This is a genomic window from Planotetraspora thailandica, from assembly GCF_016863335.1.
Lineage (GTDB): Bacteria > Actinomycetota > Actinomycetes > Streptosporangiales > Streptosporangiaceae > Planotetraspora > Planotetraspora thailandica.
Window position 1 is genome coordinate 81,531 of sequence record NZ_BOOR01000027.1, and the last position, 26,944, is coordinate 108,474.

General features: G+C 69.8%; 22 protein-coding genes. 13 read left to right on the forward strand and 9 right to left on the reverse strand.

The genetic code is table 11. The features are described from left to right. Positions 1 to 6 precede the first annotated feature (6 nt). From cobA to Pth03_RS42145, 3 genes are read left to right on the forward strand one after another with little or no spacing between them, the layout of a single operon-like run. Positions 7 to 1,239 (forward strand): uroporphyrinogen-III C-methyltransferase, encoded by a 1,233-nt coding sequence (gene cobA, locus Pth03_RS19580; protein WP_203945764.1) that lies wholly within the window; start codon positions 7 to 9, stop codon positions 1,237 to 1,239. Beyond that, positions 1,236 to 3,344 (forward strand): dynamin family protein, encoded by a 2,109-nt coding sequence (locus tag Pth03_RS19585; protein WP_239119188.1) that lies wholly within the window; start codon positions 1,236 to 1,238, stop codon positions 3,342 to 3,344. The genes cobA and Pth03_RS19585 overlap by 4 nt, the downstream gene beginning before the upstream one ends. A gap of 49 nt (positions 3,345 to 3,393) precedes the next feature. Beyond that, positions 3,394 to 5,025, forward strand: a complete 1,632-nt coding sequence (locus Pth03_RS42145; protein ID WP_203945765.1) for a P-loop NTPase family protein — start codon at positions 3,394 to 3,396, stop codon at positions 5,023 to 5,025. Between the two features lie 301 nt (positions 5,026 to 5,326). Here Pth03_RS42145 and Pth03_RS19595 read toward each other — a convergent pair whose 3' ends face one another. Next, positions 5,327 to 6,364 carry an LCP family protein gene (locus Pth03_RS19595; protein ID WP_203945766.1) on the reverse strand — a complete coding sequence of 346 codons (1,038 nt, stop codon included), beginning with the start codon at positions 6,362 to 6,364 and terminating at the stop codon, positions 5,327 to 5,329. A gap of 1 nt (position 6,365) precedes the next feature. Then, positions 6,366 to 6,944, reverse strand: a complete 579-nt coding sequence (locus Pth03_RS19600) for an RNA polymerase sigma factor (RefSeq protein WP_203945767.1) — start codon at positions 6,942 to 6,944, stop codon at positions 6,366 to 6,368. A gap of 205 nt (positions 6,945 to 7,149) precedes the next feature. Between Pth03_RS19600 and Pth03_RS19605 the strand changes: the two genes are divergently transcribed. The 3 genes from Pth03_RS19605 to ettA all read left to right on the forward strand — a co-directional run bounded on the left by Pth03_RS19605 (position 7,150) and on the right by ettA (position 11,099). Beyond that, on the forward strand, positions 7,150 to 7,734 hold the full coding sequence (locus Pth03_RS19605) for a single-stranded DNA-binding protein (RefSeq protein ID WP_203945768.1): 585 nt from the start codon (positions 7,150 to 7,152) through the stop codon (positions 7,732 to 7,734). Between the two features lie 388 nt (positions 7,735 to 8,122). Then, a complete protein-coding gene (locus Pth03_RS19610) occupies positions 8,123 to 9,424 on the forward strand; it encodes a GGDEF domain-containing protein (RefSeq protein ID WP_203945769.1) in 1,302 nt (433 codons plus the stop codon). Between the two features lie 10 nt (positions 9,425 to 9,434). Next, complete coding sequence (ettA, locus tag Pth03_RS19615) at positions 9,435 to 11,099, forward strand: energy-dependent translational throttle protein EttA (protein ID WP_203945770.1); 1,665 nt, start codon at positions 9,435 to 9,437, stop codon at positions 11,097 to 11,099. A gap of 103 nt (positions 11,100 to 11,202) precedes the next feature. On the opposite strand, the gene Pth03_RS19620 is transcribed toward ettA, so the two are convergent. The 4 genes from Pth03_RS19620 to Pth03_RS19635 form a co-directional block, all read right to left on the reverse strand. After that, positions 11,203 to 12,756 carry a glycoside hydrolase family 13 protein gene (locus tag Pth03_RS19620; protein ID WP_203945771.1) on the reverse strand — a complete coding sequence of 518 codons (1,554 nt, stop codon included), beginning with the start codon at positions 12,754 to 12,756 and terminating at the stop codon, positions 11,203 to 11,205. A 30-nt stretch (positions 12,757 to 12,786) separates the two neighbouring features. After that, positions 12,787 to 13,170, reverse strand: coding sequence for a globin (locus Pth03_RS19625; protein WP_203945772.1), 384 nt, complete (start codon positions 13,168 to 13,170; stop codon positions 12,787 to 12,789). Positions 13,171 to 13,204: 34 nt separating this feature from the next. Continuing rightward, positions 13,205 to 14,149: a mechanosensitive ion channel family protein gene (locus Pth03_RS19630; RefSeq protein ID WP_203945773.1), complete on the reverse strand. Its 945-nt coding sequence runs from the start codon at positions 14,147 to 14,149 to the stop codon at positions 13,205 to 13,207. 558 nt (positions 14,150 to 14,707) lie between these two features. Continuing rightward, positions 14,708 to 14,968, reverse strand: a complete 261-nt coding sequence (locus Pth03_RS19635) for a hypothetical protein (RefSeq protein ID WP_203945774.1) — start codon at positions 14,966 to 14,968, stop codon at positions 14,708 to 14,710. Positions 14,969 to 15,304: 336 nt separating this feature from the next. Here Pth03_RS19635 and Pth03_RS19640 point away from each other — a divergent pair, with 336 nt between their 5' ends. The 4 genes from Pth03_RS19640 to purU all read left to right on the forward strand — a co-directional run bounded on the left by Pth03_RS19640 (position 15,305) and on the right by purU (position 20,506). Next, complete coding sequence (locus tag Pth03_RS19640) at positions 15,305 to 16,900, forward strand: NsdA family TPR-like regulatory protein (RefSeq protein ID WP_203945775.1); 1,596 nt, start codon at positions 15,305 to 15,307, stop codon at positions 16,898 to 16,900. A 22-nt stretch (positions 16,901 to 16,922) separates the two neighbouring features. Further along, positions 16,923 to 17,426, forward strand: a complete 504-nt coding sequence (locus Pth03_RS19645) for a GNAT family N-acetyltransferase (RefSeq protein WP_203945776.1) — start codon at positions 16,923 to 16,925, stop codon at positions 17,424 to 17,426. Between the two features lie 207 nt (positions 17,427 to 17,633). After that, the gene (locus Pth03_RS19650; protein WP_203945777.1) at positions 17,634 to 19,574 is read left to right on the forward strand and encodes a tetratricopeptide repeat protein; all 1,941 of its coding nucleotides are present in this window, start codon (positions 17,634 to 17,636) and stop codon (positions 19,572 to 19,574) included. A gap of 83 nt (positions 19,575 to 19,657) precedes the next feature. Next, positions 19,658 to 20,506 carry a formyltetrahydrofolate deformylase gene (purU, locus tag Pth03_RS19655; RefSeq protein ID WP_203945778.1) on the forward strand — a complete coding sequence of 283 codons (849 nt, stop codon included), beginning with the start codon at positions 19,658 to 19,660 and terminating at the stop codon, positions 20,504 to 20,506. On the opposite strand, the gene Pth03_RS19660 is transcribed toward purU, so the two are convergent. Further along, a complete protein-coding gene (locus Pth03_RS19660; protein ID WP_203945779.1) occupies positions 20,490 to 22,562 on the reverse strand; it encodes a prolyl oligopeptidase family serine peptidase in 2,073 nt (690 codons plus the stop codon). The two genes, purU and Pth03_RS19660, sit on opposite strands and share 17 nt — an antisense overlap. Before the next feature lie 378 nt (positions 22,563 to 22,940). Here Pth03_RS19660 and Pth03_RS19665 point away from each other — a divergent pair, with 378 nt between their 5' ends. From Pth03_RS19665 to Pth03_RS19675, 3 genes are read left to right on the forward strand one after another with little or no spacing between them, the layout of a single operon-like run. After that, positions 22,941 to 23,450 carry an HNH endonuclease gene (locus Pth03_RS19665; protein ID WP_203945780.1) on the forward strand — a complete coding sequence of 170 codons (510 nt, stop codon included), beginning with the start codon at positions 22,941 to 22,943 and terminating at the stop codon, positions 23,448 to 23,450. A 10-nt stretch (positions 23,451 to 23,460) separates the two neighbouring features. Beyond that, positions 23,461 to 24,276 (forward strand): GNAT family N-acetyltransferase, encoded by an 816-nt coding sequence (locus tag Pth03_RS19670; RefSeq protein ID WP_203945781.1) that lies wholly within the window; start codon positions 23,461 to 23,463, stop codon positions 24,274 to 24,276. A 16-nt stretch (positions 24,277 to 24,292) separates the two neighbouring features. Then, positions 24,293 to 24,505, forward strand: a complete 213-nt coding sequence (locus tag Pth03_RS19675; protein ID WP_203945782.1) for an FmdB family zinc ribbon protein — start codon at positions 24,293 to 24,295, stop codon at positions 24,503 to 24,505. Positions 24,506 to 24,514: 9 nt separating this feature from the next. Here the strand turns inward: Pth03_RS19675 and Pth03_RS19680 are convergent, their stop codons facing one another. Then, positions 24,515 to 24,997, reverse strand: coding sequence for a helix-turn-helix transcriptional regulator (locus Pth03_RS19680; RefSeq protein WP_203945783.1), 483 nt, complete (start codon positions 24,995 to 24,997; stop codon positions 24,515 to 24,517). Between the two features lie 56 nt (positions 24,998 to 25,053). Next, the gene (gene ilvD / locus Pth03_RS19685) at positions 25,054 to 26,892 is read right to left on the reverse strand and encodes a dihydroxy-acid dehydratase (RefSeq protein ID WP_203945784.1); all 1,839 of its coding nucleotides are present in this window, start codon (positions 26,890 to 26,892) and stop codon (positions 25,054 to 25,056) included. Positions 26,893 to 26,944: the final 52 nt, after the last annotated feature.

Sequence of the window (26,944 nt, forward strand, 5' to 3'; positions counted from 1 at the left end):
GGGGTCATGGCGCCCTACCTGCTCGGCCTTCGCCTTGACGGGCGACGGGTCCTCGTCGTCGGCGGCGGACGCGTCGCCCAGCGGCGGATCCCCGCGCTGCTCGAGGCCGGGGCGTCGGTGACCCTGGTCTCGCCCAGCACCACTCCGGCGCTCGACGATCTCATCGCCGACGGCAGGGTGACGTGGGAGCGCCGGCCGTACCAGGTGGGCGACTGCGACGGCGCCTGGCTGGTGCACGCGTGCACCAGCAGCCGCGAGGCGAACACGGCGATCGCCGCGGAGGCCGAGGCCAAGCGGATCTGGTGCGTGCGCGCCGACGACAAGGACGCCTCGGCGGCCTGGACGCCCGCAAGCGGCCGCGTGGACGAGATCGGCGTCGCCGTCACTGCGGGAGGCGACCCCCGGCGGGCGGCCGGGATCCGCGACGCCGTCGTGGAGGCCCTGCGCGACGGCACCGTCGACGCGCGCCGCCACCGCACCAAGCCCGTCGGCGTCGCGCTGGTCGGCGGCGGCCCCGGCGATCCCGGACTGATCACCGTCCGCGGCCGCCAACTGCTCGCGCAGGCGGACGTGGTCGTCGCCGACAGGCTCGCGCCGCGCGCCCTGCTCGACGAACTGCCCCCCGACGTCGAGCTCATCGACGCCGCGAAGATCCCTTACGGCCGGGCGCTCGCCCAAGATAAGATCAACGAGCTGCTCATCGAGCACGCCCGCCAGGGCAAGTTCGTGGTCAGGCTGAAGGGGGGCGACTCCTTCGTCTTCGGCCGTGGTGGCGAGGAGATGATCGCGTGCGCGAAGGCGGGCATCCCGGTGACGGTGGTCCCGGGCCTCACGAGCGCGGTCGCCGTTCCCGCGTCGGCCGGGGTGCCGGTCACCCATCGCGGCGTCAGCCAGGAGTTTCACGTGATCTCGGTCCATGTGGCTCCTGACGACCCGAGATCCACGGTCGACTGGGAGGCGCTGGCGAGATCGCGGGGGACGCTCGTGCTTCTGATGGGAGTCGAGCGAATCGAGAGACTCGCCCAGACCCTGATTCGAGACGGACGTTCGCCGGAAACTCCCGTAATGGTGGTACAGGACGGTACTCTTCCGACCCAGCGAGCTGTCACCGCCACGCTCTCCACGGTGGCGGAACGAGTGACCGCGGCTGGGATTCGGCCGCCTGCGATCGTGATCGTCGGCGATGTCGTCAGAGTCGGCCAGGAGATCGAGATGGTGCGAGCGGAGCGGGTCCCGTGAAATCGGCTGCCAGGAACACGCCCGACCCCAAGCCCGCCGGGCCGGACGGTGACGCCGTGACCGAAGAGCGGGGCTCCGGCGCGCCGCCCGAGGCGCCGGGCGAGCAGACGATCACGTTCCATGCGATCCGCGACGACGGTCCCGGCACCGTCCCGGTCGCGGGGAGCCCGGGCCGGGAGGCCGCCGCCGACGGCGGATCCGCCCCCCGGAACTCGGGCCCGCCTGGTACGGCCGAGCCCGATACGGCGCCCGCCTCCGGCGGGGGTGACGGCGAGGACACCGCGCCGACGACGACAGGCGGCGGAGACGCCCGGGACGACCCCCAGAACGATTCTCAGAACGACGCGGACGGTGAGGAGCCGGGTGGTCCCGGGCGCGCCGCCGGGTCCGGAGACACCGCGGAGAGCGCAGGCTCCGGTGCGCGGACGATCCCGCTTCCCGACCCGGTGTCGGAAGCCCTCACCGCCGCCCTCTCCCAGCTCCGTGTCGCCGTGAAGGGCCTGCACTTCGGCCTGGACGTGCCCGGCGCCGACGAGGCGCGCAAGACGCAGGCCGCCGTGCTCGACCAGATCGACGACTACGTCGTCCCACGCGTTCACATGAACACGGCCCCCGCATTGATCGTCGTGGCCGGTTCCACCGGTGCGGGCAAATCCACCCTGGTCAACACGCTCGCCGCCCAGAACGTCACCGCGACGGGCGTGCGCCGCCCGACCACCTCGACCCCCGTGCTCGCCTGCCATCCCGACGACTACGAATGGTTCTCCAAAGGAGACCTGCTGGGCGGGCTCACCCGTGTCACCGAGCCGGGCGCCGACCCGCGGCCCGGCTCGGTCGTGCTGGTCCGCACCCCCCGGCTTCCCCAGGGCGTCGCGCTGCTCGACACCCCGGACATCGACTCCGTCGTCGAGGACCACCAGGACATCGCCCACCGCATGCTGGACGCGGCCGACCTGTGGGTGTTCGTCACCACCGCCTCCCGCTACGCCGACGCGCCCTCCTGGGGGCTGCTGCGCCGGGCCAAGGAGCGCGGAGCGCGCCTGGTGATCGTGTTGTCCCGGGTGCCGCTGAAGTCGCGCGACGTCATCGTCAAGCACTTCGGCCGCATGCTCGACGAATACGGCCTGGTCGACGTGGAGCGGTTCGTCGTCAACGAGACGGCCGTGCGCGAGGGACGGCTGGCCGACGAGGAGGTCACCGAGCTGCGCCTGTGGCTGGCCGAGCTGTCGGTCGACGACGAGCGCCGGGCGCTTGCCGTACAGGCCACGTTGAACGGCGTGCTCGACAGCTTCAGGACGCGGTTGCCCGCCCTGGCGAGGCACCTGGAAACCCAGGTCGCGTTGCGAGCCGACCTGCGCTCGGACGTCGACACGGCCTTCATGGGCGCGCTTGCGCAGATCGACGAGGCGACCAGGAACGGCTCCCTCCTGCGGGGCGAGGTGCTCGCCCGCTGGCAGGACTTCGCGGGGTCCGGCGACCTCATGCGCACCCTCCAGTTGCGGCGCGGCGGAAAGGCCCAGCACAAGGGCCCGGAACGCCTGCGCGCGCTGAAGTCGGCGTTGCGCACCGCCCTCGAATCGGTGATCGTCTCGGCGGCCCAGCGGGCGGCCGAGGACGTCGTGACGCGCTGGCGGCAGCGGGCGGGGGCGGGCGACAGGCTCGCCGCGACGCCGGGGCTCGGCCGGCCGTCCGAAGAGGTCGTGCGCAAGACGGCGCGGACCATCTCCGCCTGGCAGGACCACGTCACCGAGCTGATCAAGACCGAGGGCGTGACCAAGCGGTCGGTGGCGCGGCTGGTCTCCTTCGATGCCGAGTCGCTCGCCCTGATCTTCACCGTCGGCCTTCTCGGCTACGGCGCCGCCGACGTCTCGGCGGGTTCCGGCAACGGCGCGCTGCCTCAGAGGCTGCTGCGCGGGCTGCTGGGCGCGGAGTCGCTGCGCAGCATCAGCGCCAAGGCGCGCAGCGACCTGAGGGCCCGGATCGGGCTGCTCTTCGACGACGAGACCCTGCGCTACGTCGACGAGCTCGACAGCGCGGGCATCCCGGACGAGGCCGCGGCCACACGGCTCTACCAGGCGACGTACAACCTCGAGGTCGCGCGATGACTCCCGTGGCGGCTTCCGCGACGTTTCCCGGCACGACGGTGGGAGATCGATGAGCACAATCAGCACCGCTGCGACGCGGCAGGGGCTAGGCGCCCGGCTAGCGGCCCTCGGGCGCATCGTCGAGCTCGGTCAGGGCAGGATCGACCCCGGGCTGGTCACCGAGGCCGCCCAGCTCATGCTGCGCGCCGGCGACCGGCTGAAGTTGTCGCCCGATCACACGGTGGTCGCGCTCGCCGGCGGCACCGGCAGCGGCAAGTCCTCCCTCTTCAACGCCGTCTCGGGGCTGGAGCTGTCGCCGATCGGCGTCCGTCGGCCGACGACCGCGCGCACGCACGCCTGCGTCTGGGGCCTCGACGGCGCCGGACCGCTGCTCGACTGGCTGCAGATCCAGTGGCGGCACCGGTTCGCCCGGGCCAGCGCGCTCGACAAGGGAGAGAGCCAGCTTCACGGGCTGATCCTGCTCGACCTGCCCGACCATGACTCCATCCGGGCGCTCACCGATCCCGAGGCCAACCGGCTCATCCAGGTCTCCGACCTGGTCGTCTGGGTGCTCGACCCGCAGAAGTACGCCGACGCCTCCGTGCACCGGCGGTACGTGACCGACCTCGCCGGGCACGACGCCGTGACGGTCTTCGTGCTCAACCAGTCCGACCGGCTGAGCCTGGAAGAGCAGGCCGAGTGCGTGGCCGACCTCGAAGACCTGCTCAAGCGGGAAGGGGTGACCCAGCCACGGGTCGTCGCCACGTCGGCGCTGACCGGCAAGGGCATCGACGCGCTCAAGGCGGTGCTCGCCGAATCGGTCGCCGCGCGCCGTGCGTCATATCAGCGCCTGGAGGCCGATCTCGACCGGCTCATGCTGCGCCTGAACAAGGACGTGCCCGATCTGGTGCACGTCGAGGCCACCGTGGACGGCGCCCGCCGGGCGGGGCTCACCGACGCCCTGTGCGACGCGGTCGGCGTCGCGGCCCTCGGCGAGGCGATGGAGAACGTCTACGGCGTGCGCTCGATCGACTGGGTCGGCTGGCCGTACGCGCGGTGGGCGGGCAAACTCCGCCGCGACCCGCTCAGCAGCCTGCGTCTCGGGGCCGTGAAGGACGACATCCACACCCTGGTGGGCAGCGCGGTCAGCGCCCAGCCCGCCGAGGTGGAGACCGCGGTGCAGGCCCTCGCCGACGGTCTGACCGCCGGCATGCCGGACGTCTGGCAGGCAGGCGTGCGGGAGGCGGCACGGGGACGCTCGGGACAACTCCCTCAGGCGCTGTCGGCGGAGCTGTCGGAGGTGGCGCCGCCGCTGGACCGGGTGCCCGGCTGGTGGTGGCTGCTGAAGATCTGGCAGTACCTGCTCGTGGTGCTGTTCGTGGTGGGCCTGGCCGTGGTCGGCACGATCCTCGCTTACGGCGTGTTCAAGGCGGGCGAGCCGCCGGTCGAGGTGCTCGGGAACGTCGACGTCCTGCCGTGGGTGGGGCTGATGCTGGTCAGCGTGCTCGGTTTGGGCTACCTGTCGGGCGTGGCCAGCCGCAATTTCGTCCTCTTGGGAGCGAGCAAGGAGCGCGACCGCCTGGAGCGGGACATGCGCAGGCGCGTGTCCACCGTGGCCCAGGAGACGGTCATCCAGCCCGTCGAGCGGGAGCTCCAGCGTTACAACGAGTTCTACGCGGCCCTGAACGACGCCAAACGCTAACCCGCCTCTGGGGGGAGCCCCCACCCTTGATGGTGGGCCCCAACCCTTGGTGGTGAACCCCCAGCTTTGGTGGTGATCATGCAGAAGTTCGGTGGAGGGCGTGCTGACCTGCGGCGATCCTGATCGTGATCATGCAGAAGTTCGGTGATTTGCTTCCTGAGCTGCGCCGATGTCATGCGTGATCATGCACCGCCGTACGGCGGGCCGGCCGCGAGAGCCGTACGGCGCGGCGGGAGCCGACGTGTGAAAGCCACGCCAGGACACCTGCGCCGTACGGTCACGCCGAGAGGGGCGAGTGAGCTCAGTCCTTGGAAGTTCCGCCGAGATCGGCGAAGAGCTTGCCGGCAGCGGGTTGGCGCAGCTCGATGAAGTTGGGATCGGGCGGATAGACGCGCCAGGGAACAGTGACGAAACGGACGCCTGTTGACGTGCTCTCCGCCACGTTGCGGGCGATGCCGAGCATCTCCTTCGGGCCCATCTCGGGATCCGTCTTGATCCATTTGCTGGACGCGCGGACGAGGGCCTCAAGCCGGGCCGGGTCGGTCAGGGACGCCTTGGCCTTCGTGAGGAGCGACTTCATGAACTGCTGTTGCCGTTCGATGCGCTCCAGGTCAGACCCGTCGCCGATATTGTGGCGGACTCGCACATAGGCCAGCGCCCCCTCGCCCTTGACCAGGTGCCTGCCCGGGCTGAGCCGAAGCCCCGAGCTTTTGTCGTCCACCGCCTCCGGCAGTGTGATCTCGACCCCGCCCAGGGCGTCCACGACGTCCTTGAACCCGGCGTAGTTCAGCTCCACCACATGGTCGATCCGCATTCCGGTCGTCGCCTCGACGGTCTTCTCCGCGCAGGCGGCCCCTCCGTCGGCGAACGCCTCCGCGAGCCTGCCGAGGTGAGCGCCTCGTCCTCCGGAGGACGTGCAGGAGGGGGTGCGGACCATGAGGTCACGGGGGAGGGAGACCACGGTGATCTTCTTACGGTCGGCGGGGAGATGCACCAGCATGACCGTGTCCGTCCGGGCGGATTTCCGGGGTTCGGTCGATCCCGCGCGCCGGTCGACGCCCAGCACCAGGAGGTTCATTTCGCCGCTCATCTTCACGTCGGCGGGGCCGCCCTGGCCCACCTTCGCCGTGTTGGAGTGCAGGAACATCGACGGCACCACGATGGCGGCCGCCGTGACGGCGGCGATGGCGCCGAGCAGCGCACCGCCGTACATCAGGCGGGGCATCCGGCGGCGCGGCCGGGAGCCGTCGAGCAGTCGCGCCCGTTGCCGGACGAGGGACGCCGGAGGCTCGTGCTCCAGGGTTCGCCCGAGGTCGCGGAGTGTCGTGAGATCGTCCATGTCAGTTCTCCTCGTCCAACGGGTTGGTGTCGCCGAGTGCCGCCCGGAGCTTCTTCCTCGCGCGGTGGAGCCGGGACCGCACGGTGCCGACCGGCACGTCGAGGGCCTGCGCGGCCTCCTCGTACGACAGGTCGCCCCAGGCGATCAGCAGCAGGACGTTGCGGTCCTTGGCGGAGAGCCCGGCCAGGGCGCGGGCGAGCAGGGGGCGGGACGCCTGCGCGGTGACGCCGGCGGTGATCCGGTCGGCGGAGCTTTCGACGACGTCGTCCATGGGGCTGCGCTGCAGGGCCCTGTAGCGGGCGGCCTCGGTCCTGCGGTGCCGGGAGATGAGGTGGGTGGCGATGCCGAACAGCCACGGGCGGGCGTCGGCGTGGGACAGGTTGTAGGTGTGCCTGCCGGCGAAGGCCACCAGGAACGTCTCGCCGACGAGGTCTTCGGAGAGCTCTGGCCCCAGGCGGCGCGATACGTACCGGTAGAGCATGTCGGCATAGCGGTCGAAAAGGGCCGCGAAAGACTCGGCGTCGGTCCGTGAGTCGGCGATCAGGTCGCAGTCGCGGGGCAGAGCGGTGTGAACGGTCATCGCAGGCACCGTTGCATGGAGTCGGACCTTTCGGAGGAAACGGAGGGACATCGATGTCTTGCCGTTTCCGGCGATTTGAGTTCACGCCTTTTTCCACAGCCTCCCGGTAATCCCCAGAACCGGATTCGGGAGGCTCGGGCCCGCTGCCGCCGGGCGACTGTGTGACCGGAGGCCGGCGAATGCCCGGCCACCGGGAAGGCGCCTCATGAGCGACATCTACGTCACGCTGAGCGGGAACGTCACCGACGACCCCCGGCAGTACCAGTTCAAGGACGGCTCGCGCGTCACCTCGATGCGGATGGCCGTCAACAGGAGGGTCCTCGACCAGCAGGCCAACACCTGGCAGACCAGGGACACCACGTTCTACACGGTCCGTTGCTACCGGGGCCTGGCCGACAACGTCCACCAGTCGATCACCAAGGGTCAGCCGGTCGTCGTGTACGGCAGGCTCCGGATCAAGCAGTTCGAGCGGGACGGCGAGAACCGGTTCTGGGCGGAGGTGGAGGCCATCTCCGTCGGCCATGACCTGAAGTGGGGCATCGCGACCTTCGAAAAGCCCGCACGCGCGTATTCCGGTGTCGTGGCCACCGACGACGACAGGCGGGCGATGGAGGACACCACCCGGGAGTGGGAGATGGCGGCCGCCGCCGGCGCCCGAGTCGCCGACGCCCTGAGAGCGATCGAGGGCGGAGGAGAAGATCTGGAACGCCCTGCGGACGGTGAGGCCGGTGAGGATCGCGAGGATGCAGAGCGCGATGATTCCTGGCTCACCGGAACGCGGGCGGCGTGACGCCGATGAGCCGGCATCGGCCGTAGCCGGACAGGGGGACGCGGTGATCGTCAGATAGCGGGGAGGGGCATCGGCCGTGCGCGGCCGGTGCTCCACCGCTGGGGATTTTCCGGGGGATCGGCCGATGGCGACTTCCGCGTCACAGCAAGAGCACTAACTCAGGTCCAGGTGACACCCCGCACCATGACTGCTCCTTTCCCGAAGTCCGCTCGGGAAGAGCGGGTTCCCACCACGATGGGTCCCCGGCCAAATCGCCGCAGATCCACCCTTAGGCCATCAGATGCAGATGACCACCGTGTCAAGGTAGCGGTTTCCGTCGCGCATCGCACACTCCGCAACTATTGTGTTACACATCGTGAGACACCGTTTTGGTGCGATGGGGGGCGGGATGACGGGGCGCAGTCACATCTCGGCCAGGCCGCGAGAAGCGATCCACTCGCGGGGCCGCTGGCCCTTGCTGTCCCTGCCGCGAGCCCTCAAGGCCTATCTCTGCGGAATCGTCGCACTCGATCTCGTCGCCATCGGGGTCATGGCGACCCGCACCGATCTGAGGGCCGCCGACCTCCTCACGTTCTCCGCGCTGACGATCTGCGGTGCGGTCTGCATCGAGGCGACACGGCGGCTGGGGATGCCCGCAGGCGTCTCCCGTGACCTCCTGTCGGCCTGGTGGCTGCCCGCGGCGCTGCTGCTGCCGCCGCTCTATGCGTTGCTCGCCCCGATTCCCCTGCAGTTGCTGCTCCAGGCCCGGGTCAGGGCGACGCTGCTGTACCGGAGGGTGTTCAGCGCTGCCGCGATCGGGCTGGCGGCCTGCGCGGCTTCGGCGGTCTTCCACGCGTGGATCGGCGATCCCGCCCTTCTGGCGGGCGGCGGAGCGGGGCCGATCGCGGTGGCCATCGCCTGTGCGGTGCTGTTCACGGTGTTGAACACGGCGCTGATCGCGCTCGCGGCGCACGCCGCCGATCCAGATGGCCGGTGGGCCGCCGTGCTGTGGGACCGCGAGCGGCTGATGCTCGACGCGGTCGAGCTCTGCCTGGGAGTGCTCGTCGCCATCGTCTGCGGCCTCAACCTCGCCCTGCTGCTTCTCGTGCTCCCGCCCGTCGTGCTCCTCCAGCGAAGCCTGCTCCATGCCCAACTCCAGGCGGCGGCCCGTACGGATCCGAAGACCGGCCTGCTGAACGCGGCGGCCTGGCAGCGAGAGGCCGACACGGAGATCGTCCGGGCCCAGCGCACCGGTGAGACGCTCGCCGTGGTGATCATCGACATCGACCACTTCAAGAGGGTCAACGACACCCACGGGCACCTGATCGGCGATCAGGTGCTGGTCCAGGTCGCGGCCACGCTCCGCAGCCAGCTTCGTGAATACGACGTGGTCGGCCGGTTCGGCGGCGAGGAGTTCGTCGTGCTGCTGCCCCGCGCCGATCTCACCGAGGCCCGCAGGATCGCCGAGCGGCTGCGCACACGGGTCGGCCGGACGGCGGTGGCGGCCGAACACGCGATGGTGTCGGTGACCGTCTCCGCCGGAGTCGCGATCATGAATACTCACGGCGAGGATCTGATCGAGCTGCTGGCCGCCGCCGACCTGGCCCTCTACCGGGCCAAGGCGCTGGGCCGCGACCGCATCTGCCTCCCGGCCACTTCGGTGCCTCCCCGTCAACGAGGAGCGGACGGCGCTGCCGGCGCCATCCCCTAGTCTTATGGGCATGCCGGAGTACATCTACACGTTGCAGCGCGTGCGCAAGGCGCACGGCGACAAGGTGGTCCTCGACGACGTCACGTTGTCCTTCCTGCCGGGGGCCAAGATCGGCGTCTTGGGCCCGAACGGCACGGGCAAGTCCACGCTGCTGAAGATGATGGCGGGCATCGAGCAGCCGTCCAACGGCGACGCGCGGCTGATGCCCGGCTTCACGGTGGGCATGTTGCAGCAGGAGCCGCCGCTGAACGAGGCGAAGACCGTCCTCGGCAACGTCGAGGAGGGCGTCGCCGAGACGAAGGCGATGCTCGACAGGTTCAACGAGATCGCCGAGCAGATGGCCACCGACTACAGCGACGAGCTGCTGGACGAGATGGGCAAGCTGCAGGACGCGCTCGACCACCGCAACGCGTGGGACCTGGAGAGCCAGCTCGAGCAGGCGATGGACGCGCTGCGCTGCCCGCCCCCGGACGCCGACGTCACGTCGTTGTCGGGTGGTGAGCGCCGCCGGGTCGCCCTGTGCAAGCTGCTGCTGGAGCAGCCCGACCTGCTGCTGCTCGACGAGCCCACCAACCACCTCGACGCTGAGAGCGTGCAGTGGCTGGAGCAGCACCTGGAGAAGTATCCCGGGACCGTGCTGGCCGTCACCCACGACCGCTACTTCCTGGACAACGTCGCCAACTGGATCCTCGAGCTCGACCGCGGCCGGTGCTACCCGTACGAGGGCAACTACTCCACCTACCTCGAGGCCAAGGCGGCCCGTCTGAAGATCGAGGGCCAGAAGGACGCCAAGCGCAAGAGGCGCCTGGAAGACGAGCTGGAGTGGGTCCGCTCCAACGCCCGCGCCCGCCAGACCAAGAGCCGCGCCCGTCTCCAGCGGTACGAGGAGATGGCGGCCGAGGCCGACAAGTACCGCAAGCTCGACTTCGAGGAGATCCAGATCCCGCCGGGCCCCCGGCTGGGCACGACGGTCATCCGGGCCGAGAAGCTCACCAAGGGCTTCGACGACCGGGTGCTCATGGACGAGCTCTCCTTCGACCTGCCGCGTAACGGCATCGTCGGCGTCATCGGCCCCAACGGCGTCGGCAAGACCACGCTCTTCCGGATGATCACTGGGTCGGAGACCCCGGACAGCGGGTCGATCGTCGTGGGCGAGACCGTGAAGATCTCCTATGCGGACCAGAGCCGCGCGGGCATCGACCCCAAGAAGAACGTCTGGGAGGTCGTCTCCGACGGGCTCGACCACATCAAGGTCGGCAACGTCGAGATGCCTTCACGCGCCTACGTCGCCGCCTTCGGCTTCAAGGGCCCCGACCAGCAGAAGCCCTCGGGCATCCTGTCGGGTGGCGAGCGCAACCGGCTGAACCTGGCGCTGACCCTCAAGCAGGGCGGCAACGTGCTGCTGCTCGACGAGCCGACCAACGACCTCGACACTGAGACGTTGTCCAGCCTGGAGAACGCGCTGCTCGAGTTCCCCGGCTGTGCGGTGATCACCTCGCACGACCGGTGGTTCCTCGACCGCATCGCCACCCACATCCTGGCGTGGGAAGAGGGCTCGAACTGGTTCTGGTTCGAGGGCAACTTCGCCGACTACGAGAAGAACAAGATCGACCGGCTGGGCGCCGACGCGGCACGCCCGCACCGCGTCACCTACCGCAAGCTCACCCGCGAGTAGATCCACCCTGAGACGCTCGAATGGCCGGTGCCCGTGCACCGGCCATTCGCGTCTTCGCCGCCCCTTCCACCGAGGCCGTCCGCTCAGATCCGTTGGACCGAGGTCAGGCCGGCAGCCGGAGCCAGGCGGCGGTGTCCGGCGGGAGTTCGTCACCGTCCAGCGGCCCGCTGGCGATCAGGACCTGCTCGTGCGGCGGGAGCCGTACGGGGCCGATGCCGCAGTTGATCGCGCAGAGCAGGGTGCCGCGGGAGAAGAACAACGCGTCGCCGGGAGCGGTGCGCCAGTCCAGCGCCTCGGGCAGGGTCCCCCGGAGCTCACGGCGGGCCGCCAGGGCCTTCCGGTAGAACGCCAGCGTGGAGGACGGGTCGGCGGCCTGCCGCTCGGCGGTCAGCTCGGCCCACTCCGGCGGTTGGGGCAGCCAGGAGCCGCCCGTCCCGAAGCCGTACGGCGCTGCCGTACCGGACCAGGGGAGGGGGACGCGGCAGCCGTCCCGGCCGAGCACCTCTCCCTGCGAGCGGAAGAAGATCGGGTCCTGCCGCGCCTCCGGGGGAAGGTTCTTCACCTCGGGGAGGCCGAGTTCCTCCCCTTGGTAGAGATATGCCGACCCGGGGAGGGCCAACATCGCCAGCAGGGTGGCCCGCCCACGGGCGAGACCGGCGGCCGGGTCGGGCGATCCTTCGCCGTAACGGGTGATGTGGCGGACGACGTCATGGTTGGACAGCACCCAGGTGGGGGCCGGGACGGCGCGCAGCGTCTCGTCGATGACCTCGCGGAAGGCGGTGGCGGACCACGGCGCCTCCAGCCAGGCGAAGTTGAAGCTCTGATGCAGCTCGTCGTGCCGGACGTAAAGGGCGAGGTCGTCGGCCGAGTCGGTCCAGACCTCGCCGACGGCGGCCCGTTCACCCGGATAGGAATCGAGCACCCGCCGCCATTCGCGGTAGATGTCGTGCACCTCCGGCCGGCTCCAGATCGGCGACGTCGCGCCGAAGCCCGGCTGGGTGTCCGGAAGGCCTTCTGCCTTGATGAGCCCCATGGCGACGTCGATCCGGAACCCGTCGATCCCGCGGTCCAGCCAGAACCGCAGGATGTCGGCGAACTCCTGGCGGACCTCCGGGTTGCGCCAGTTGAAGTCGGGCTGCTGAGGCGCGAACAGGTGGAGGTACCACTGCCCGTCGGGCACCTGGGTCCACGCGGGGCCGCCGAAGACGGAGACCCAGTTGTTCGGCTCCCGGCGGCCGTCCTGGCCGCCCGGGGAGGCCGCGTCGCGGAACATGTACCGCTCGCGCTCCTCCGACCCCCTGGGGGCCGCCAGGGCCTTCTGGAACCAGGGATGGGCCGAGGAGCTGTGATTGGGCACGATGTCGACCATCAGCCGCAGGCCGTGGGCGTGGGCGTCGGCCACCAGTCCGTCGAAGTCGCCGAGCGACCCGAACAGCGGATCGACGTCGCGGTAGTCGGCGACGTCATAACCGCCGTCGGCCATGGGGGAGGGGTAGAACGGGGTCAGCCAGATCGCGTCCACGCCAAGGGCCGCCAGGTACGGCAGGCGGCTCCTGACGCCTGCAAGATCGCCCACCCCGTCACCGGAGGCGTCGGCGAAACTCCGGACATAGATCTCGTAAACGACGGCATCGCGCCACCAGGGGGTAGTTTCCATGGAGCTGTCGTTGCCCGTCGTTTTCGCTATTTATGCGTTGATGAGACTGTGGGCCGCGTACACGAGGTAGTCCCACAGCTGCTTCTCCCGCTCGGGCTCCAGGCCCAGCGACCGTACGGCGTCGCCCATGTGGGTGAGCCACGCGTCCCGCTGGGCTTCGCCGATCACGAACGGCGCGTGCCGCATCCGCAGCCGGGGGTGGCCGCGGCGCAGGCTGTAGTCGTTGGGTCCTCCCCAGTACTGGATGAGGAACATGCGCAGCCGCTCTTCGGCCCCGTCGAGGTCGTCGTCGGGGTAGAGGGGACGCAGGAGCGGATCTTCGACGACGCCTTCGTAGAACCTGTGGACCAGTCGCTGGAAGGTCTCCTCGCCACCGACGAGGTCGTAGAAGGAGGCGGTCTGCTCGCTTGTCACCGCTTCAGCCTAGGCCAGACCGCAGACAGCTACGTCAGGCGGCGGGGGTCGCGAACACCAGGCCCTGCCGGTCGAACGCGTTCTTGATCCGCAGCCGCAACTCGCGGGCGACCGCCAGCCGGCTGGACGGCACGGTCTTGACGCTGACCCGGAAGATGACCGCGGTGTCGGAGATGTCCTCCAGCCCGAACACCTGGGGCTCCTCGACGATGACGGCGTCGCGGTATTCGGGGTCGGCGTACATCTCGGCGGCGATGTCCTTGAGCAGTTCGCGGATCGCCGCGACGTCGGCGTCGTAGGGGACGGGGACGTCGACGAGGGCCCGGGACCAGCCCTGCGACTCGTTGCCGACGCGGGTGATCGTGCCGTTGCGCACGTACCACACCGTGCCGTCGGCGTCGCGGATGCGGGTGATGCGCAGGGTGACCGCCTCCACGGTGCCCGTCGCGACCCCGGTGTCGATCACGTCCCCCACGCCGTACTGGTCTTCGAGCAGCATGAACATGCCGGCGATGAAGTCCTTGACCAACTCCTGTGCGCCGAAGCCGACGGCCACGCCGATGATTCCGACGCTGGTCAGCAGCGGCGCCAGCTCGACCCCGAGCCTGGCCATGATCATCAGGGTGGCGGTGCCGAGGATGACGACCGAGGCGAGGCTGCGCAGCACCGACCCCATCGTCTCGGCGCGCTGCCTGCGCCGCTCCGTGAGGATCGCGGCCGTGGTGTCGGCGCCGAGGGGGTTCTTGCCGCGCAGCCGCTCGGGGAGCACGCCCTCGCTCGCCCGGAGCGTGACCCGGGTGATCAGCCGGTGCGCCACGCTGCGCACGACGAGCGCGATGGCGAGGATCAGGGCGAGGGCGAGGATCACATCGGTGGCGCCGGCCACGAAGGGCACCCACGAGGGAAGGCCCTTGTCGGGCACAATCGCCTGGATGAGCGAGCAGACGAAGCCGTCGCCGTTCTTGCAGTTCTCCACCATGCTGGTCCATGCGGCACTGGGGTTCGCAATCTCAACCGGTTTGGGCGACGGTGTCGCGGGCGACAGCGGAAGCAATGCGGACGACAGCAGGAGCACGAGGTGGATCCCCCTCGGATCGGTTCGGTGGGCAGCCGACAGGCGTAAACCTAGCCGATGCAGCCGACCGAACCGGCCACAGTCACATCGCCGGGGAAGACGGAAGCGCTCTGTGGCCCGGGGCCGCGGAGGGCGGGCCGGGAACGCTCCAGTGATCTGCGGCAGGGCTGGGACACGCACCCGGAAGCATGTCCCTGGCCGTTCTCCGAGAGGGGGATCCCCCCGATAGCCCTCCGGCTCTACCTCTTCGGTCGTGCCGGACGGCGGTCCAGTGCGTACGGCGGGCCCGTCGGGTTCGGGTGGCGCCTGCCGTACGGAAGTCGTGGGCGGGTGTCGCGGAGCCGGTGGAATGCCACAGCGTTCCGGGGGAACGCTCCGCACCGGGCGTCCCACCGGCTCCGCGGAGCCGCGGTGGGGGCGGCGGGCCGGCGTGGCTGAGCTTCCTCCGGCCCATCGCCTCTCCTACTCGCTCACCGCGGCGAGTACGCGGGCGACCTTGGTGGCCGCGCCGGCAGGATCGTCGGCCTGATGCATGCGCTCGCCCCACGACCACCAGTAGTCGGCGGCCTGGCAGACGACGTTCTCCGTGAGGCTCGTCGCGTTCGGATTGATGACGCGCACGTAGGCGCGACCCGACGGCGCGTGCACGACGCGTGCGACCAGCCCTCGGGCATCGAGCTCGGAGACCAGGTGCTCCAGTCGCCGCACATCGTCCTCGCCCACGGTGCGTCCCTCCTTCATTTCGTTTCGGCCGGAATCGACACTTTGCGATCCTGCATCTTCGGCCTGGTGCGCCCACCATGACTCACCGAACTCAATGGGTCAACGAGGGGAAGAGGGCCCTGTGGTGAAGGAAAACCCAAGTGGGTTGAAAGAAAACCCCTATCGGAGGACGATCCTTAGTCAGCACGCGCGGGCTTGTTGCAACGTCGGGTAAAGCTTGCGCCATCATTATCGGTAGGCGGAGCGCGACAGTGGTGTTACTCTCCGTTTACAGATGAGGACCGGTCGGGACCACGTGAACGGCGAGTGAAGCCGGTCGCGAAGAGAGGGGCCGGAATGTCCGGCAGGCAGCACAGGGAGACGGAGATCGCGCGCCGGGTCCGAGCTCGTGGCCTGGCGGTCGGGCACAGCCTGGCGACGATCGCCGAGGAGATCCACGAGGTGTGTGGCGCGCAGTTCGGCACCACGAGGATCAAGTCCCATCGTCTCTCGAACGGCATCGCGCTCGCCGATGTGATCGAACAGGTCAGAGCTCTGTTCGAACGGGACGGCAAACCCGCTCCCGGCATCGGTGAGACACTTCTGTCCGCCTACGAGTCGGGCATGAAGCGGCCGGGCCCGGAATACCTCCACTATCTGTGCGCGGTCTACCGTGTCGAGCCGCCCTCGCTGGGATTCGATGGTCCCTGCATCTGCGGCAACGGTCACGGTCAGCCGGTGTCCGGCGACGCCGGTGTCGTGGAGCTGCAAGAAGAACGACCCGACACTTCCCTCAGGCCGCGTGACCTGCCGGTGCCACAAGACGGCGGCCGGTTCTCGGCGGATGGGGGCGAGGAGGACGAGAACGTGCTACGGAGGACGTTGTTGAAGCTACTCGCCGGCGGGGGTGCTGCCACCGCGGGCGTCGGCATGGACAGTCAGTTGCTCGGCGCGGTCGAGAACATCAGGAGAAGAATGGACGACACCATGGTGTCGGCCAGTGTCTCCCCTGCGATGCTCGACCAGTGGGAGCAGTCCACGAACGGCTTCGGCCGGCAATACATGAATACGCCGCCCCTGCGGCTCCTCTGCGACGTCATGCTCGAGTTCTCGTCCGTGCGCAAGGCCATGGAGCGACGCCAGCCCGTCGACGTCCAGGAGCGGCTCAGCCGGATGGCGGCACAACTCGCGGGACTGTCCGGAATGATCATGATCGACCTGGGCGACCACCGTCTGGCCCGTTCGTTCTTCCGCACCGGGCGCACGGCGGCCGACGAGACGGGCGACAGGGCGCTGCGGGCCTGGGTCACGGCGCGTGAGGCCCTGGTGCCGCTCTACTACGGCGACCCGCGCGAAGCGCTGACCCTGGCGAAGAAGAGCCGCGACATGGCGGGGCACACTCCGTGCGCCGCCAGGACGATGGCCCCCGTCGTCGAGGCCAGGGCGCTGGCCATGCTGGCCGGTGCCAACGGATCACGGCAGGACGTCGTCGAGCAGGCGAAACGCGCGCTCCACCGGGCCCGTCAGGCGTTCGCGCAGATGAGCGTGAACGACCAGGAAGACGCCGCCTTCGGCTATACCGAGCGGCAGTTGTACTTCTACCAAGGCGACGTGCTGGTGAAGCTGGGGCAGACCCTGGAAGCCGACGTCGTGCTCGAACAGGCCCTGGGGAAGTATTCGGGCGAAGACCTCCTCGACCAGACGCTCATCCGGTTCGACCGGGCGATGTGCCGATTCATCGAAGGGGACGTGGACGAGGCGTTGCGGATGGGACGCCAGGCCATCGAGATGGTCGACGGTGCTCACCGCACCGAGCTGATCATGCGCCCCGCCCACGACCTGCTCAAGTCCGTCCAGTCCAAGTACGGCGAACACCCCGCGCTGAAGGACTACCGCGAGTGCCTCGCCCCCGAGTCGCGGACGACCTACATGCCCGTCGAGGACGTCCTGTGACGAGGCTCGGGAAAGGCGTGACATGGTCGCGACACTGAGGATCCGGCAGTACCGCTGGTCGGATCTCGACGCGGTGTGGGCTCTTCACCAGATCGGCCTGGCCCAGGTGGGCCTGCTCCCCGGCGACGGCGTCTATTACGACGACGACTTTCCGCGGATCAGTGAGGTCTATCTGTCCGATCGAGGGGATTTCCTCGTCGGAGAGGTGACGGGATCGGGCATCGTGGCCATGGGCGGGTTGCGCCGGATCGATGACCAGACGGCGGAGATGTGCCGGCTGCGGGTGCATCCGGAGCATCAGCGCCGGGGCTACGGCGGTTTGATCATGGCGGCGCTGGAGGAGCGGGCCGGTGCGCTCGGCTACTCGGTGCTCCGTGGCGACACCACGCTCCAGCAGGTCGCCGCGCTTGAGCTCTACCGCAAAGCAGGGTGGCGCGAGCTACGGCGGGAGGTCAGAGGCAACGCCGTCGTCCTCTATGGCGAGAAGATGCTGAATGCCGGTGTTTCGCAGGTTTTCACTAGATAGAGAAATATATTTGGGCCCTTGGCGGATCGCTGGTTTGTACCAATACTTGTGCCTTATCCGTTAGGACGGGGAAAGAGGCACAATGAAGAAGATCATGGTTCGTAAGCCGGGCACGACGAAGCTCACGGGTACGTCGAGCGTCATCCACAAGGGGTGAGAGGCCGCTCTCGCCACATCTGGGTCCGGGGGGACAGCTCTCGCGATCGCGTGGCAGCGCTCCGTGCACTGGAGTCGCCTCCCCTTGTGGCGCCGGTCGTCAACGGGCACCGGCGGCTGCGTGGTCCCTACACGGTCGGCAGCGCCATCTTGCGCGAGCTCGTTCCGGTCGCGTTGGAGCGTTCCCCCGACCTGGTGGCACGGCACGACATCGAGATCCGGGCCGCCGCGCCAGACCTGCGTCCCCTCGTGCCCTTACGGCGTGACACCATCGAGGCGCGCCTGCCCGAGAACGAGCGGATCCTCGTGCCTGCCCCCCGGCGCACGCTCCGCATCGCCAACGGGCTCGCGGAGTTCATCCGCGACTGCCTGTCCGGGCCGCACGCCCTCATCGTGGACAACGTCCACCAGGCGGACCCCACCGACCGCGAGTTGCTGGCCGTACTGGCACGCCGGGTGGGTGATCTGGCCCTCGCCCTGGGATCGCCGCAGCGTCCCCTCGACATCCCGATGACCGTCGTGGACGCCGCCGGAGACCACGATTCCGGTTCGGCCGCCGACTACGTCGCCGCGGACGGCACGGGCGATGACGACTCCGCCCATCAGGCCTACCTCGAACTGCCCGCGGCCGAGCGGCAGCGGCTGCACGACCTGCGGGCCGCGGAGCTCGGCGAGGAGTTCGCCCTGGGCGCCAGGCTGTACCACCTGGAGCACGGCAGCGATCCCGAGGCCGCCCTCCAGGCCCTGTGGGCGGCGGTGGACCGATGCGTCACCGAGGGCTTCCTGCACGCCGTCGCCGAGCTGGGCCCGCGCGGCCTGCGTCTGGCCGAACCCGGGTCCGACCTGTGGTGGCGCTTCACGCAGCGTACGGCCACCGCCCTGGGCGGGCTCGGGCGCCGCGACCGCGCCCGCGAGCTCTACGACCGGGCTCGCCGCGAGAGCATGGACCCGGTTGTGCACGCGGCATGCGCGTACGGCACGGCCATGCTGGACGCCCGGCACCCGGACCCCGAGCAGCGAGATCTGGGCCGGGCAACCGGATGGATCAACGAGGCGGTGGCGATCTCGACGCTGCTGCCGGACCGGCGGGAGCGGGCCTTCAAGCTCGGGTTCGACCAGAACGGCCGCGCCCTGATCGAGCTGCGGCAGGGCCGGGTCACCTCGGCGCTCGACCTGGTGGAGTCGGCGATCGACCTCGCGGAGCGCGACCTGCCTGCGGACGCGCACCCGGTGCATCGGATGGTCCTGTTGGCCAACAGGGCCCAGCTGCTGGCCAGGACCGGCAGAGCGAAAGACGCGCTGCGCGACTTCGACCGGGCCATCGCCATCGACCCCGTCTTCCCCGACCACTACCTCGACCGGGGCAACCTGCTCCTCGAGCTGGGCCGCGTGGACGACGCACTGGCTGACTACGAGACCGCGATGGCGGTGAGCCCGCCGATGCCCGAGGCGTACTACAACCGGGCCGAGCTCCGCCTCGCGTCCGGGGACCTGGAGCGCGCCAGGGCCGACCTCGATCATGTGATCGAGCTCGATCCCGGCTATCTCGACGCGTACGTGAACCGGGCGGGGATCCTCGAGATGCTGGGCGACCACGACGCGGCGCGGCGGGACGTGGCCGCCGGGATCTCCATCGACCCGGGCAACGCGCACCTCCACGGCGTGCTCGGCCAGCTGGAGACCGCGGAGGGAAGGTTCTCCGAGGCGCATGCGGCGTTCGACGCCGCTTTGCGGGCCGATCCCAAGCTGGCGTCGGCCTGGGCCAACCGGGCGATCCTGCGGTACGAGACCGGCGACGCCGCGGGCGCGGTCGACGACCTCACCCGTGCCCTCGCGATCGAGGAGGACGCGGCGGTCTACTTCAACCGGGCCACGGCGCTGTCGGCGCTTGGGCGGGATGACGAGGCCGGGCGGGACCTGCGCCGGGCCCATGATCTGGCACCCGACGATCCCGACATCCGCGAGGCCCTCGAACGGCACGAGGCCGGCTGATCCGGCGTGGGGGCATCCGTCCGGCGAAGGTGATGCCCCTACGCTTGGTCGGGTAAAACGCACCCCTCGCTGAGGATCAAGGCATGAGCGCTGAGTATGTGCTGACCCTGTCCTGTCCCGACCGTCCTGGAGTGGTCGCCGCCGTCTCCGGGTTGCTGGCCCGGCAGGGCGGCAACATCACCGAAAGCCAGCAGTTCGGCGACCCGATCGCGCAAAGGTTCTTCATGCGCGTCCAGTTCGTGAGCGAACTCGGCCTCGACGAGCTCCGTACGGCTTTCGCCGCGCTCGCCCCCGAGTTCGGCATGGATTTGCAGATCTTCGACCGTGCGGTCAAGACCAAGGCGTTGCTGCTGGTCAGCAAGTTCGACCACTGCCTCAACGATCTCCTCTACCGGGTTCGCTCGGGCACGCTGGCGATCGACATCGTGGGCGTGGCCTCCAACCACCCCGACCTGCGCCCCCTCACCCAGTCGTACGGCATCGACTACCACCACCTGCCGGTCACGGCCGACACCCGGGCCAAGCAGGAGGCGGAGGTCCTCACGCTGGTCGACCACTACCAGGCGGACGTGGTCGTGCTGGCGCGCTACATGCAGGTGCTGTCGGACGACGTGTGCGCCAAGCTAGCCGGACGGATGATCAACATCCACCACTCGTTCCTGCCGTCGTTCAAGGGCGCCAAGCCGTACCACCAGGCCCACTCCCGCGGCGTCAAGCTGATCGGGGCGACCGCCCACTACGTGACGTCGGACCTCGACGAGGGGCCGATCATCGAGCAGGAGGTCGCCCGGGTGAACCACACGCACACCCCGGACGACCTCGTCGCGATGGGCCGTGACGTCGAGTGCCGGGCGCTGGCCCGTGCCGTCGGCTGGCACGCGGAGCACCGCGTGCTGCTCGACGGCCACAAGACGGTCATCTTCCCGCGTTGATCCCCAGGCCCGTGTGGCGGGCCAGGAAGGCGAGCTGGTCGGCCGCGAGCTCCACGGACTTGCTCACCGCGCGGGCGCCGTGGCCGACCTCCGTCTCGTTGCGCAGCAGGATCGGGCTGTCCCCGGCCTGGGCGTGCTGGAGAGCGGCCGCCGTCTTCCAGGCGTGCAGGGGATGCACCCGGGTGTCGGAGCCGAAGACGGTGAACAGCGTCGCCGGGTAGGAGACGCCCTCACGGGCGTGGTGGTAGGGCGAGTAGCTCCACAACCAGGCGAACTCCTCGGGCACGTCGGCCGAGCCGTACTCGACGTTCCAGGTGGCGCCGAGGCCGAACTTCTCATAGCGGATCATGTCGAGCAACGGAGCCGAGCACACCACCGCCGCGTACAGGTCGGGACGCTGGGTGAGCGCCGCGCCGACGAGCAGGCCGCCGTTGGAGCCGCCCGAGATCGCGAGTTGCTCCCGAGTGGTCACCCCGGTCGCGATCAGGTGCTCCGCGGCGGCGTGGAGATCGTCGAACACGTTCTGCTTGTTGCCGAGCATGCCGGCGCGGTGCCACTGCTCACCCTCCTCGCCGCCGCCGCGAAGCTGGGCGACGGCGTAGACGCCGCCCGCCTCCACCCAGGCCAGCGTCGAGGCGGAATAGCCCGGGGTCATGGAGATGCCGAAACCGCCGTAGCCGTACAGGATCGTGGGCCGCGGGCCCGACCCCTCACGGGAGACGATCAGCATGTGGACCTCGGTGCCGTCCTTGGAGCGGTAGACCACCTGCTCGGCGTGCACCGCCGGCACCTCGACGGCGCCGGGCGGGGCCGCCCACAGGGTGGTCTCGCCGGTCAGCGCGTCGAATCGGTGGACGGCGGTGGGGGAGACGTTGTCGGTGTAGGCGAACCAGGCCTCGTGGCCGCCCTCGGGCCGCTCGACGATGCCGCCGATCGTGCCGAGGCCGGGAACCGGCACCATGCCGGTCCGCTGCCCGCTTTCCAACGCGTGGACGGAGATCTCGGAGATCGCGTGCCTGGTCCAGCCGACGAGCATGACCGGCTCGGGAAGGTCGTCGAGGATCGCGAAGTCGGACAACACGGCCTCGGAGTCCTCGGGGATCAGGTCACGCCAGTGCTCGCGCGTGGGGGTCTCCGGCGAGGTGACGCAGATCCGGCCGCGCGGCGCGTCGAGGTCGGTGAAGACGTAGAGCCGCCCGTCGCGGCCGAACAGCAGGCCCGTCTGGGCGTCCACGTCCTCCTGGACGGTGATCAGCTCGGGGTTCTCGGCGGGAGAGGCGGACAGGTCGGCCACCCACAGGTCGTTGCGCGGAGCCGTGCCGCGCGAGGCCGAGATCGACAACCACCGGCCGTCCCTGGAGACCGAGACGCCGTAGTAGTTGGTCTTCTCCAGGCCGTCCCCGAAGATCAGCACGTCGTCGTCGGGGGACTGGCGGACGCGGTGCAGGTAGACCCGCCGGTGGAACTGCTCCTCACCGGCGGGCACCTCGGAGGGGGCCAGCTTGCGGACGTAGTAGAACGCCTCGCCGCCGGGCAGCCAGGCGACGGGGGAGTAGCGGCAGCGGTCGATCGGGCCCTCGACGGTTGAGCCGTCGGCGACGTCGATCACGTAGAGCTTCGACTCCTCGTCGCCGCCCTCGGAGATCTGGTAGGCCAGCAGCCGGCCTTCCTTGTCCGGCTGGTAGGAGTCGAGCGTGGTGAGGCCGGAGGGGTCGAGCGTCATCGGGTCGAGCAGAACGCGCTCGCCCGCCTCGTCGGCCACATGAAGCACCGGATGCTCCTGGTCGGGGGTGCGCCGGGTGAAGAAGCGCCGCTCCCCGCGCCACGCCGGAGTTCCGACCGATCCCGACCTGAGCAGCTCGGCCACGCGGTCGCGGAGGCGCTCGCGGCCCGGCAGTTCGGTGCCGCGGAAAACCTCGTCCTGCGCCTCCAGCCATTCCTTGACGGCCGGGTCGTCCGGGTCCTCCAGCCACCGGTACGGGTCGGGGACCGGGGTCCCGTGCAACTCGTCGACGATGTCGTCACGGCGGGCGGGCGGGTACGGCTGTCGGGTCATGCTCGCACTTTAAAGCAGTCGGAGGTCCGAGGCGTACATGCGGCCTCACCTGGCCAAGAAGGGAGTAAAGGGACGATCGCCTGGGCATAACAAGCATCAGGCGTCCCAGTCGTCAACTCCCTGCCTTGGTTATGGGGTGGCGGAGTGGCCGCCACAAAGGCCACACTTTGGTGAAGGGCGGTGCCGTGGTGTCCATCCGCTGGACCGTCCGGCGGAGGTCCCTGTGACGGATGCATGCGGGTCCCAACCGACGGGCCCACAACCAGGGCGCACAGCCGTGCCGGAGACGCGAGTCCCCGGCTATCTCGTGCCGACGTGTGTGACGGTCACGCCAGGCTGTTTCACGCCGACTTCAGAGATAGCTGTGGAGGCCGGCTGATGCGCCAAGTTCTTCTACTCAACGCCACCTACGAACCCCTGACCACGCTCTCCCTGCACCGGGCCGTGATCCTGGTGCTGCGGGACAAGGCGGAGGTTGTGCACCGCGACGGACGGGGGGCGGTCCTGCGCTCGGCCACCCGGACGCTCGACGTGCCCTCCGTCATCAGGCTGCGACGCTACGTCCGCATCCCCTACCGGTCCCGGATTCCGCTCACGCGGGCCGCGCTGATGAGGCGTGACGACTTCCGCTGCGCCTACTGCGACCAGCGGGCCGAGACCATCGACCATGTCATCCCGCGTTCCAAGGGAGGCCCCCACACCTGGGAGAACTGCGTCGCATCCTGCATGACGTGCAATCACAGCAAGGCCGACAGACTGCTGGAGGAACTGGGGTGGACGCTGCGCGTCGCCCCGGTGGTGCCACGAGGCGCCCACTGGCGGCTCATCGGCGCGCAGCTCGATGGAGACCCGCAGTGGGCGCCCTACCTCGAGAAGTCCGCGGCGTGACCGCACCGGCATGAATTGGACGTTCACCACGGATGCCGAGGAGTACGCGGCGGCCGCCGAGCCGTGGCTGCTCCGCGACCCGGTGCGGAACACGGTCCCCCTGACCGTGCTGCGCGGGTTGCGGAGCGGCCAGTTCTCGGAGGACCCCCTCATGGGCTGGCTGACCGACGAAAGGGCCGTCCGGGGCGCGTTCGTTCATACGGCGCCGTACCCGCTGCTCCTCGGTGTCGTCCCGCTCGGGGGGCTGCCGGCGCTCGCGGCCGGCCTGCTCGAGCGGGAGCGCTCGGTCGCCGGGGTCAGCGGCCCGCTCGACGTGGCCGAGGCGTTCGCCCAGGAGTGGTGGCGGCCTGAGAAGGACCGCAGAAGCGAGCGGCTCTACCGGCTCGACGCCCTCGTCCCCCCGTTCGCCCCCGGCAGGGCCCGTACGGCTGTCGCCGCCGACGTCGACCTGGCCACCCGGTGGTTCGTCGACTTCCAGCGGGAGGCCGACGTCGACGTGGAGGCCGATCCCACGCCCGTGGTCTCCGCCCGGATCAACCGGGAGGAGCTGCTCCTGTGGGAGGACGGGGGCAGGCCGGTCGCCCTGGCCTGCGTGTCCCGTCCGCTGGCGGGGATGTCGCGCGTGGGGCCCGTCTACACCCCTCCCGACCACCGCCGCCACGGGTACGGCTCGGCGGTGACGCACGCGGTCACCCGCCTGGCCCTGGACGCGGGGGCCACCGAGGTGCTGTTGTTCACCGATCTCGCCAATCCCACATCGAACTCGATCTACCAGGGCCTCGGCTACCGGCCGGTGGCCGACTACGCCACGATCCATTTCGGGTAGGTCGTATTCTTTGGGCATGCCGCGCTATGACTACCGCTGCCGCGCCTGCGGATCGACGTTCGAGCTGAACCGGCCGATGGCCGAGGCCAACGCCCCCGCAGCCTGCCCCTCAGGGCATGACGACACCGTCAAGCTGCTGTCCACGGTCGCCGTCACCGGCAAGGCCGCCACGGCCTCCGCGCCCCGCTCCTCGGGTGGCGGCTGCTGTGGCGGCGCTTGCTGCGGATAGGAACGCCCGTCAGGCCGCTGCGCGGCGCTGGAAGGGCAGGTAACGCTCCGACAGGTGCGGCCGGGCTGGCAGGTCGGTGGGCTCGACCGAGACGATGCGGTCGAAGCGGAACGCTCTGATCCCGCGCCGCATCCGGCACCAGCCCACGAGGTACCAGAACTCCCGGTGGACCAGGCACGTCACCGGCTCCACGTCGCGCACGGTGAGCCTGCCGGAGGCGTCGTGGTACTGCAGGCGGACCACCAGCCGTGCCGTGATGGCGCCCGCCGCGGCCCGCGCGCGCCGGGCCACGTCCGCCGGCAGCGGTGTGGTGAGGGTGGACAGGGTGGTGGCGATGACGTCGTCGTCCAGGTCGAGGTGCTCGAACGCGTGGCGCAGCCCACGACGGGCGGTCACGGACTGGGGCCCCGCCCCCAGGTGGGCCAGGGACAGGGCCAGTGCGGCGAGCTCAGCGGTCGTCAGAGGTGCCGGGTGCCTTGTGACGTTTGCCATACCTTGACAATAACCGGCACCACTGACATTTTTCCGAACGGATTATCGCAATCCGGCTACCGGGACAGCTGCGACAGGTCGCGAGAGGCGCCGGTGGAGGCCGAGGTCGTCATCGCCGCGTACGCCTGCAGCGCCGCCGAGACCGGCCGGTGCCGGTCACGCGGGCGGAAGCCGCCGAGGTCGGCCAGGATGCGCTCGCGGCGGACGGCGAGCTCGTCGTCGGCCACCTTCAGCTCGATCGACCGGTTCGGGATGTCGATCGCGATGGTGTCCCCGTCTTCGACCAGGGCGATGACGCCGCCCTCGGCCGCCTCGGGCGAGGCGTGGCCGATCGACAGGCCGGAGGTCCCGCCGGAGAAACGGCCGTCGGTGATCAGGGCGCACGCCTTGCCGAGGCCCCTGCCCTTGAGGAAGCTCGTCGGGTAGAGCATCTCCTGCATGCCCGGCCCGCCCTTGGGGCCCTCGTACCGGATGACGACGACGTCGCCCTCCTTGACCTTGCCGCCCAGGATGCCGTCGACGGCGTCCTCCTGCGACTCGAAGACCACGGCCGGGCCGGAGAAGGTCCAGATCGACTCGTCGACACCGGCCGTCTTCACGATGGCGCCGTCGGGCGCGATGTTTCCGTACAGCACGGCGAGGCCGCCGTCACGGGTGTAGGCGTGCTCGAGGTCGCGGATGCAGCCCGCCTCCCGGTCGAGGTCGAGCGAGTCCCACCGGGCGTTCTGCGAGTAGGCCTTGACCGTGCGGACGTTGCCCGGGGCCGCGTGCCACAGCTCGATCGCCTCGTCGGTGACCTCCGGCGACTTCGGATCCCACTTCGCGAGGTAGTCGCCCAGCGTGGCCCCGTGGATGCTGTGAACGTCCCGATGCAGCAGGCCAGCCCGGTCGAGCTCGCCGAGAATGGCCGGGATGCCGCCCGCGCGGTGCACGTCCTCGACGTGGTACTTCGCGGTGGCGGGCGCGACCTTGCACAGGCAGGGCACGCGCAGCGAGACCTCGTTGATCTCCTTCAGCCCGAAGTCGACTCCGGCCTCCCTGGCCGCCGCCAGCAGGTGGAGGATCGTGTTGGTCGAGCCGCCCATGGCGACGTCGAGGGCCATGGCGTTCTCGAACGCGTCACGGGTCGCGATGCTCCTCGGCAGGACCGACTCGTCGTCCTGCTCGTAGTAGCGCTTGGTGATCTCGACCACCGTGCGCCCGGCCTCCTCGAAGAGCGCCTTGCGTGCGGTGTGGGTGGCCAGCGTGGTGCCGTTGCCCGGCAGGGCCAGGCCGATCGCCTCGGTGAGGCAGTTCATCGAGTTGGCGGTGAACATGCCGCTGCAGGACCCGCAGGTCGGGCAGGCGCTCTCCTCCATCGCCAGCAGATCGGCGTCGGAGACGCTGTCGTCGGCCGCGGCGATCATGGGGTCGATCAGGTCGAGCTTGCGGCCCGGGGTCTTGCCGGCCTCCATGGGGCCGCCGGAGACGAAGACCGTCGGGATGTTCAGCCGGAAGGCGGCGAGCAGCATGCCCGGAGTGATCTTGTCGCAGTTGGAGATGCAGATCAGCGCGTCCGCGCAGTGCGCGTTGACCATGTATTCGACCGCGTCGGCGATCAGCTCGCGCGACGGCAGCGAGTAGAGCATGCCGCCGTGGCCCATCGCGATGCCGTCGTCGACCGCGATCGTGTTGAACTCGCGCGGGATGGCTCCGGCCTCCCGGACCGCCGCGGCCACGACGTCGCCGACCTCGCGGAGATGCACATGGCCGGGCACGAACTGCGTGAAGCTGTTGGCGACCGCGATGATCGGTTTGCCGAAGTCGCTGCCCGCTACTCCCGTCGCCCGGAGCAGCGCCCGGGCACCGGCCATGTTCCTGCCGTGGGTGACCGTACGAGACCTGAGGGCGGGCATGGCCTGACTCCCATCAGAAGACTATGAGTCTTCAAATGGTACGGCTCTCGCC

Coding starts and splice junctions, on each gene's coding strand:
- Pth03_RS19660 (WP_203945779.1), bottom strand. CDS start 22,562: ATGACCCGACAGCCGTACCCGCCCGCCCGCCGTGACGACATCGTCGAC.
- cobA (WP_203945764.1), top strand. CDS start 7: ATGGCGCCCTACCTGCTCGGCCTTCGCCTTGACGGGCGACGGGTCCTC.
- Pth03_RS19620 (WP_203945771.1), bottom strand. CDS start 12,756: ATGGAAACTACCCCCTGGTGGCGCGATGCCGTCGTTTACGAGATCTAT.
- ettA (WP_203945770.1), top strand. CDS start 9,435: ATGCCGGAGTACATCTACACGTTGCAGCGCGTGCGCAAGGCGCACGGC.
- Pth03_RS19600 (WP_203945767.1), bottom strand. CDS start 6,944: ATGACCGTTCACACCGCTCTGCCCCGCGACTGCGACCTGATCGCCGAC.
- Pth03_RS19640 (WP_203945775.1), top strand. CDS start 15,305: ATGTCCGGCAGGCAGCACAGGGAGACGGAGATCGCGCGCCGGGTCCGA.
- Pth03_RS19645 (WP_203945776.1), top strand. CDS start 16,923: ATGGTCGCGACACTGAGGATCCGGCAGTACCGCTGGTCGGATCTCGAC.
- ilvD (WP_203945784.1), bottom strand. CDS start 26,892: ATGCCCGCCCTCAGGTCTCGTACGGTCACCCACGGCAGGAACATGGCC.
- Pth03_RS19630 (WP_203945773.1), bottom strand. CDS start 14,149: ATGGTGGAGAACTGCAAGAACGGCGACGGCTTCGTCTGCTCGCTCATC.
- Pth03_RS19675 (WP_203945782.1), top strand. CDS start 24,293: ATGCCGCGCTATGACTACCGCTGCCGCGCCTGCGGATCGACGTTCGAG.
- Pth03_RS42145 (WP_203945765.1), top strand. CDS start 3,394: ATGAGCACAATCAGCACCGCTGCGACGCGGCAGGGGCTAGGCGCCCGG.
- Pth03_RS19605 (WP_203945768.1), top strand. CDS start 7,150: ATGAGCGACATCTACGTCACGCTGAGCGGGAACGTCACCGACGACCCC.
- Pth03_RS19665 (WP_203945780.1), top strand. CDS start 22,941: ATGCGCCAAGTTCTTCTACTCAACGCCACCTACGAACCCCTGACCACG.
- Pth03_RS19610 (WP_203945769.1), top strand. CDS start 8,123: ATGACGGGGCGCAGTCACATCTCGGCCAGGCCGCGAGAAGCGATCCAC.
- Pth03_RS19670 (WP_203945781.1), top strand. CDS start 23,461: ATGAATTGGACGTTCACCACGGATGCCGAGGAGTACGCGGCGGCCGCC.
- purU (WP_203945778.1), top strand. CDS start 19,658: ATGAGCGCTGAGTATGTGCTGACCCTGTCCTGTCCCGACCGTCCTGGA.
- Pth03_RS19595 (WP_203945766.1), bottom strand. CDS start 6,364: ATGGACGATCTCACGACACTCCGCGACCTCGGGCGAACCCTGGAGCAC.
- Pth03_RS19680 (WP_203945783.1), bottom strand. CDS start 24,997: ATGGCAAACGTCACAAGGCACCCGGCACCTCTGACGACCGCTGAGCTC.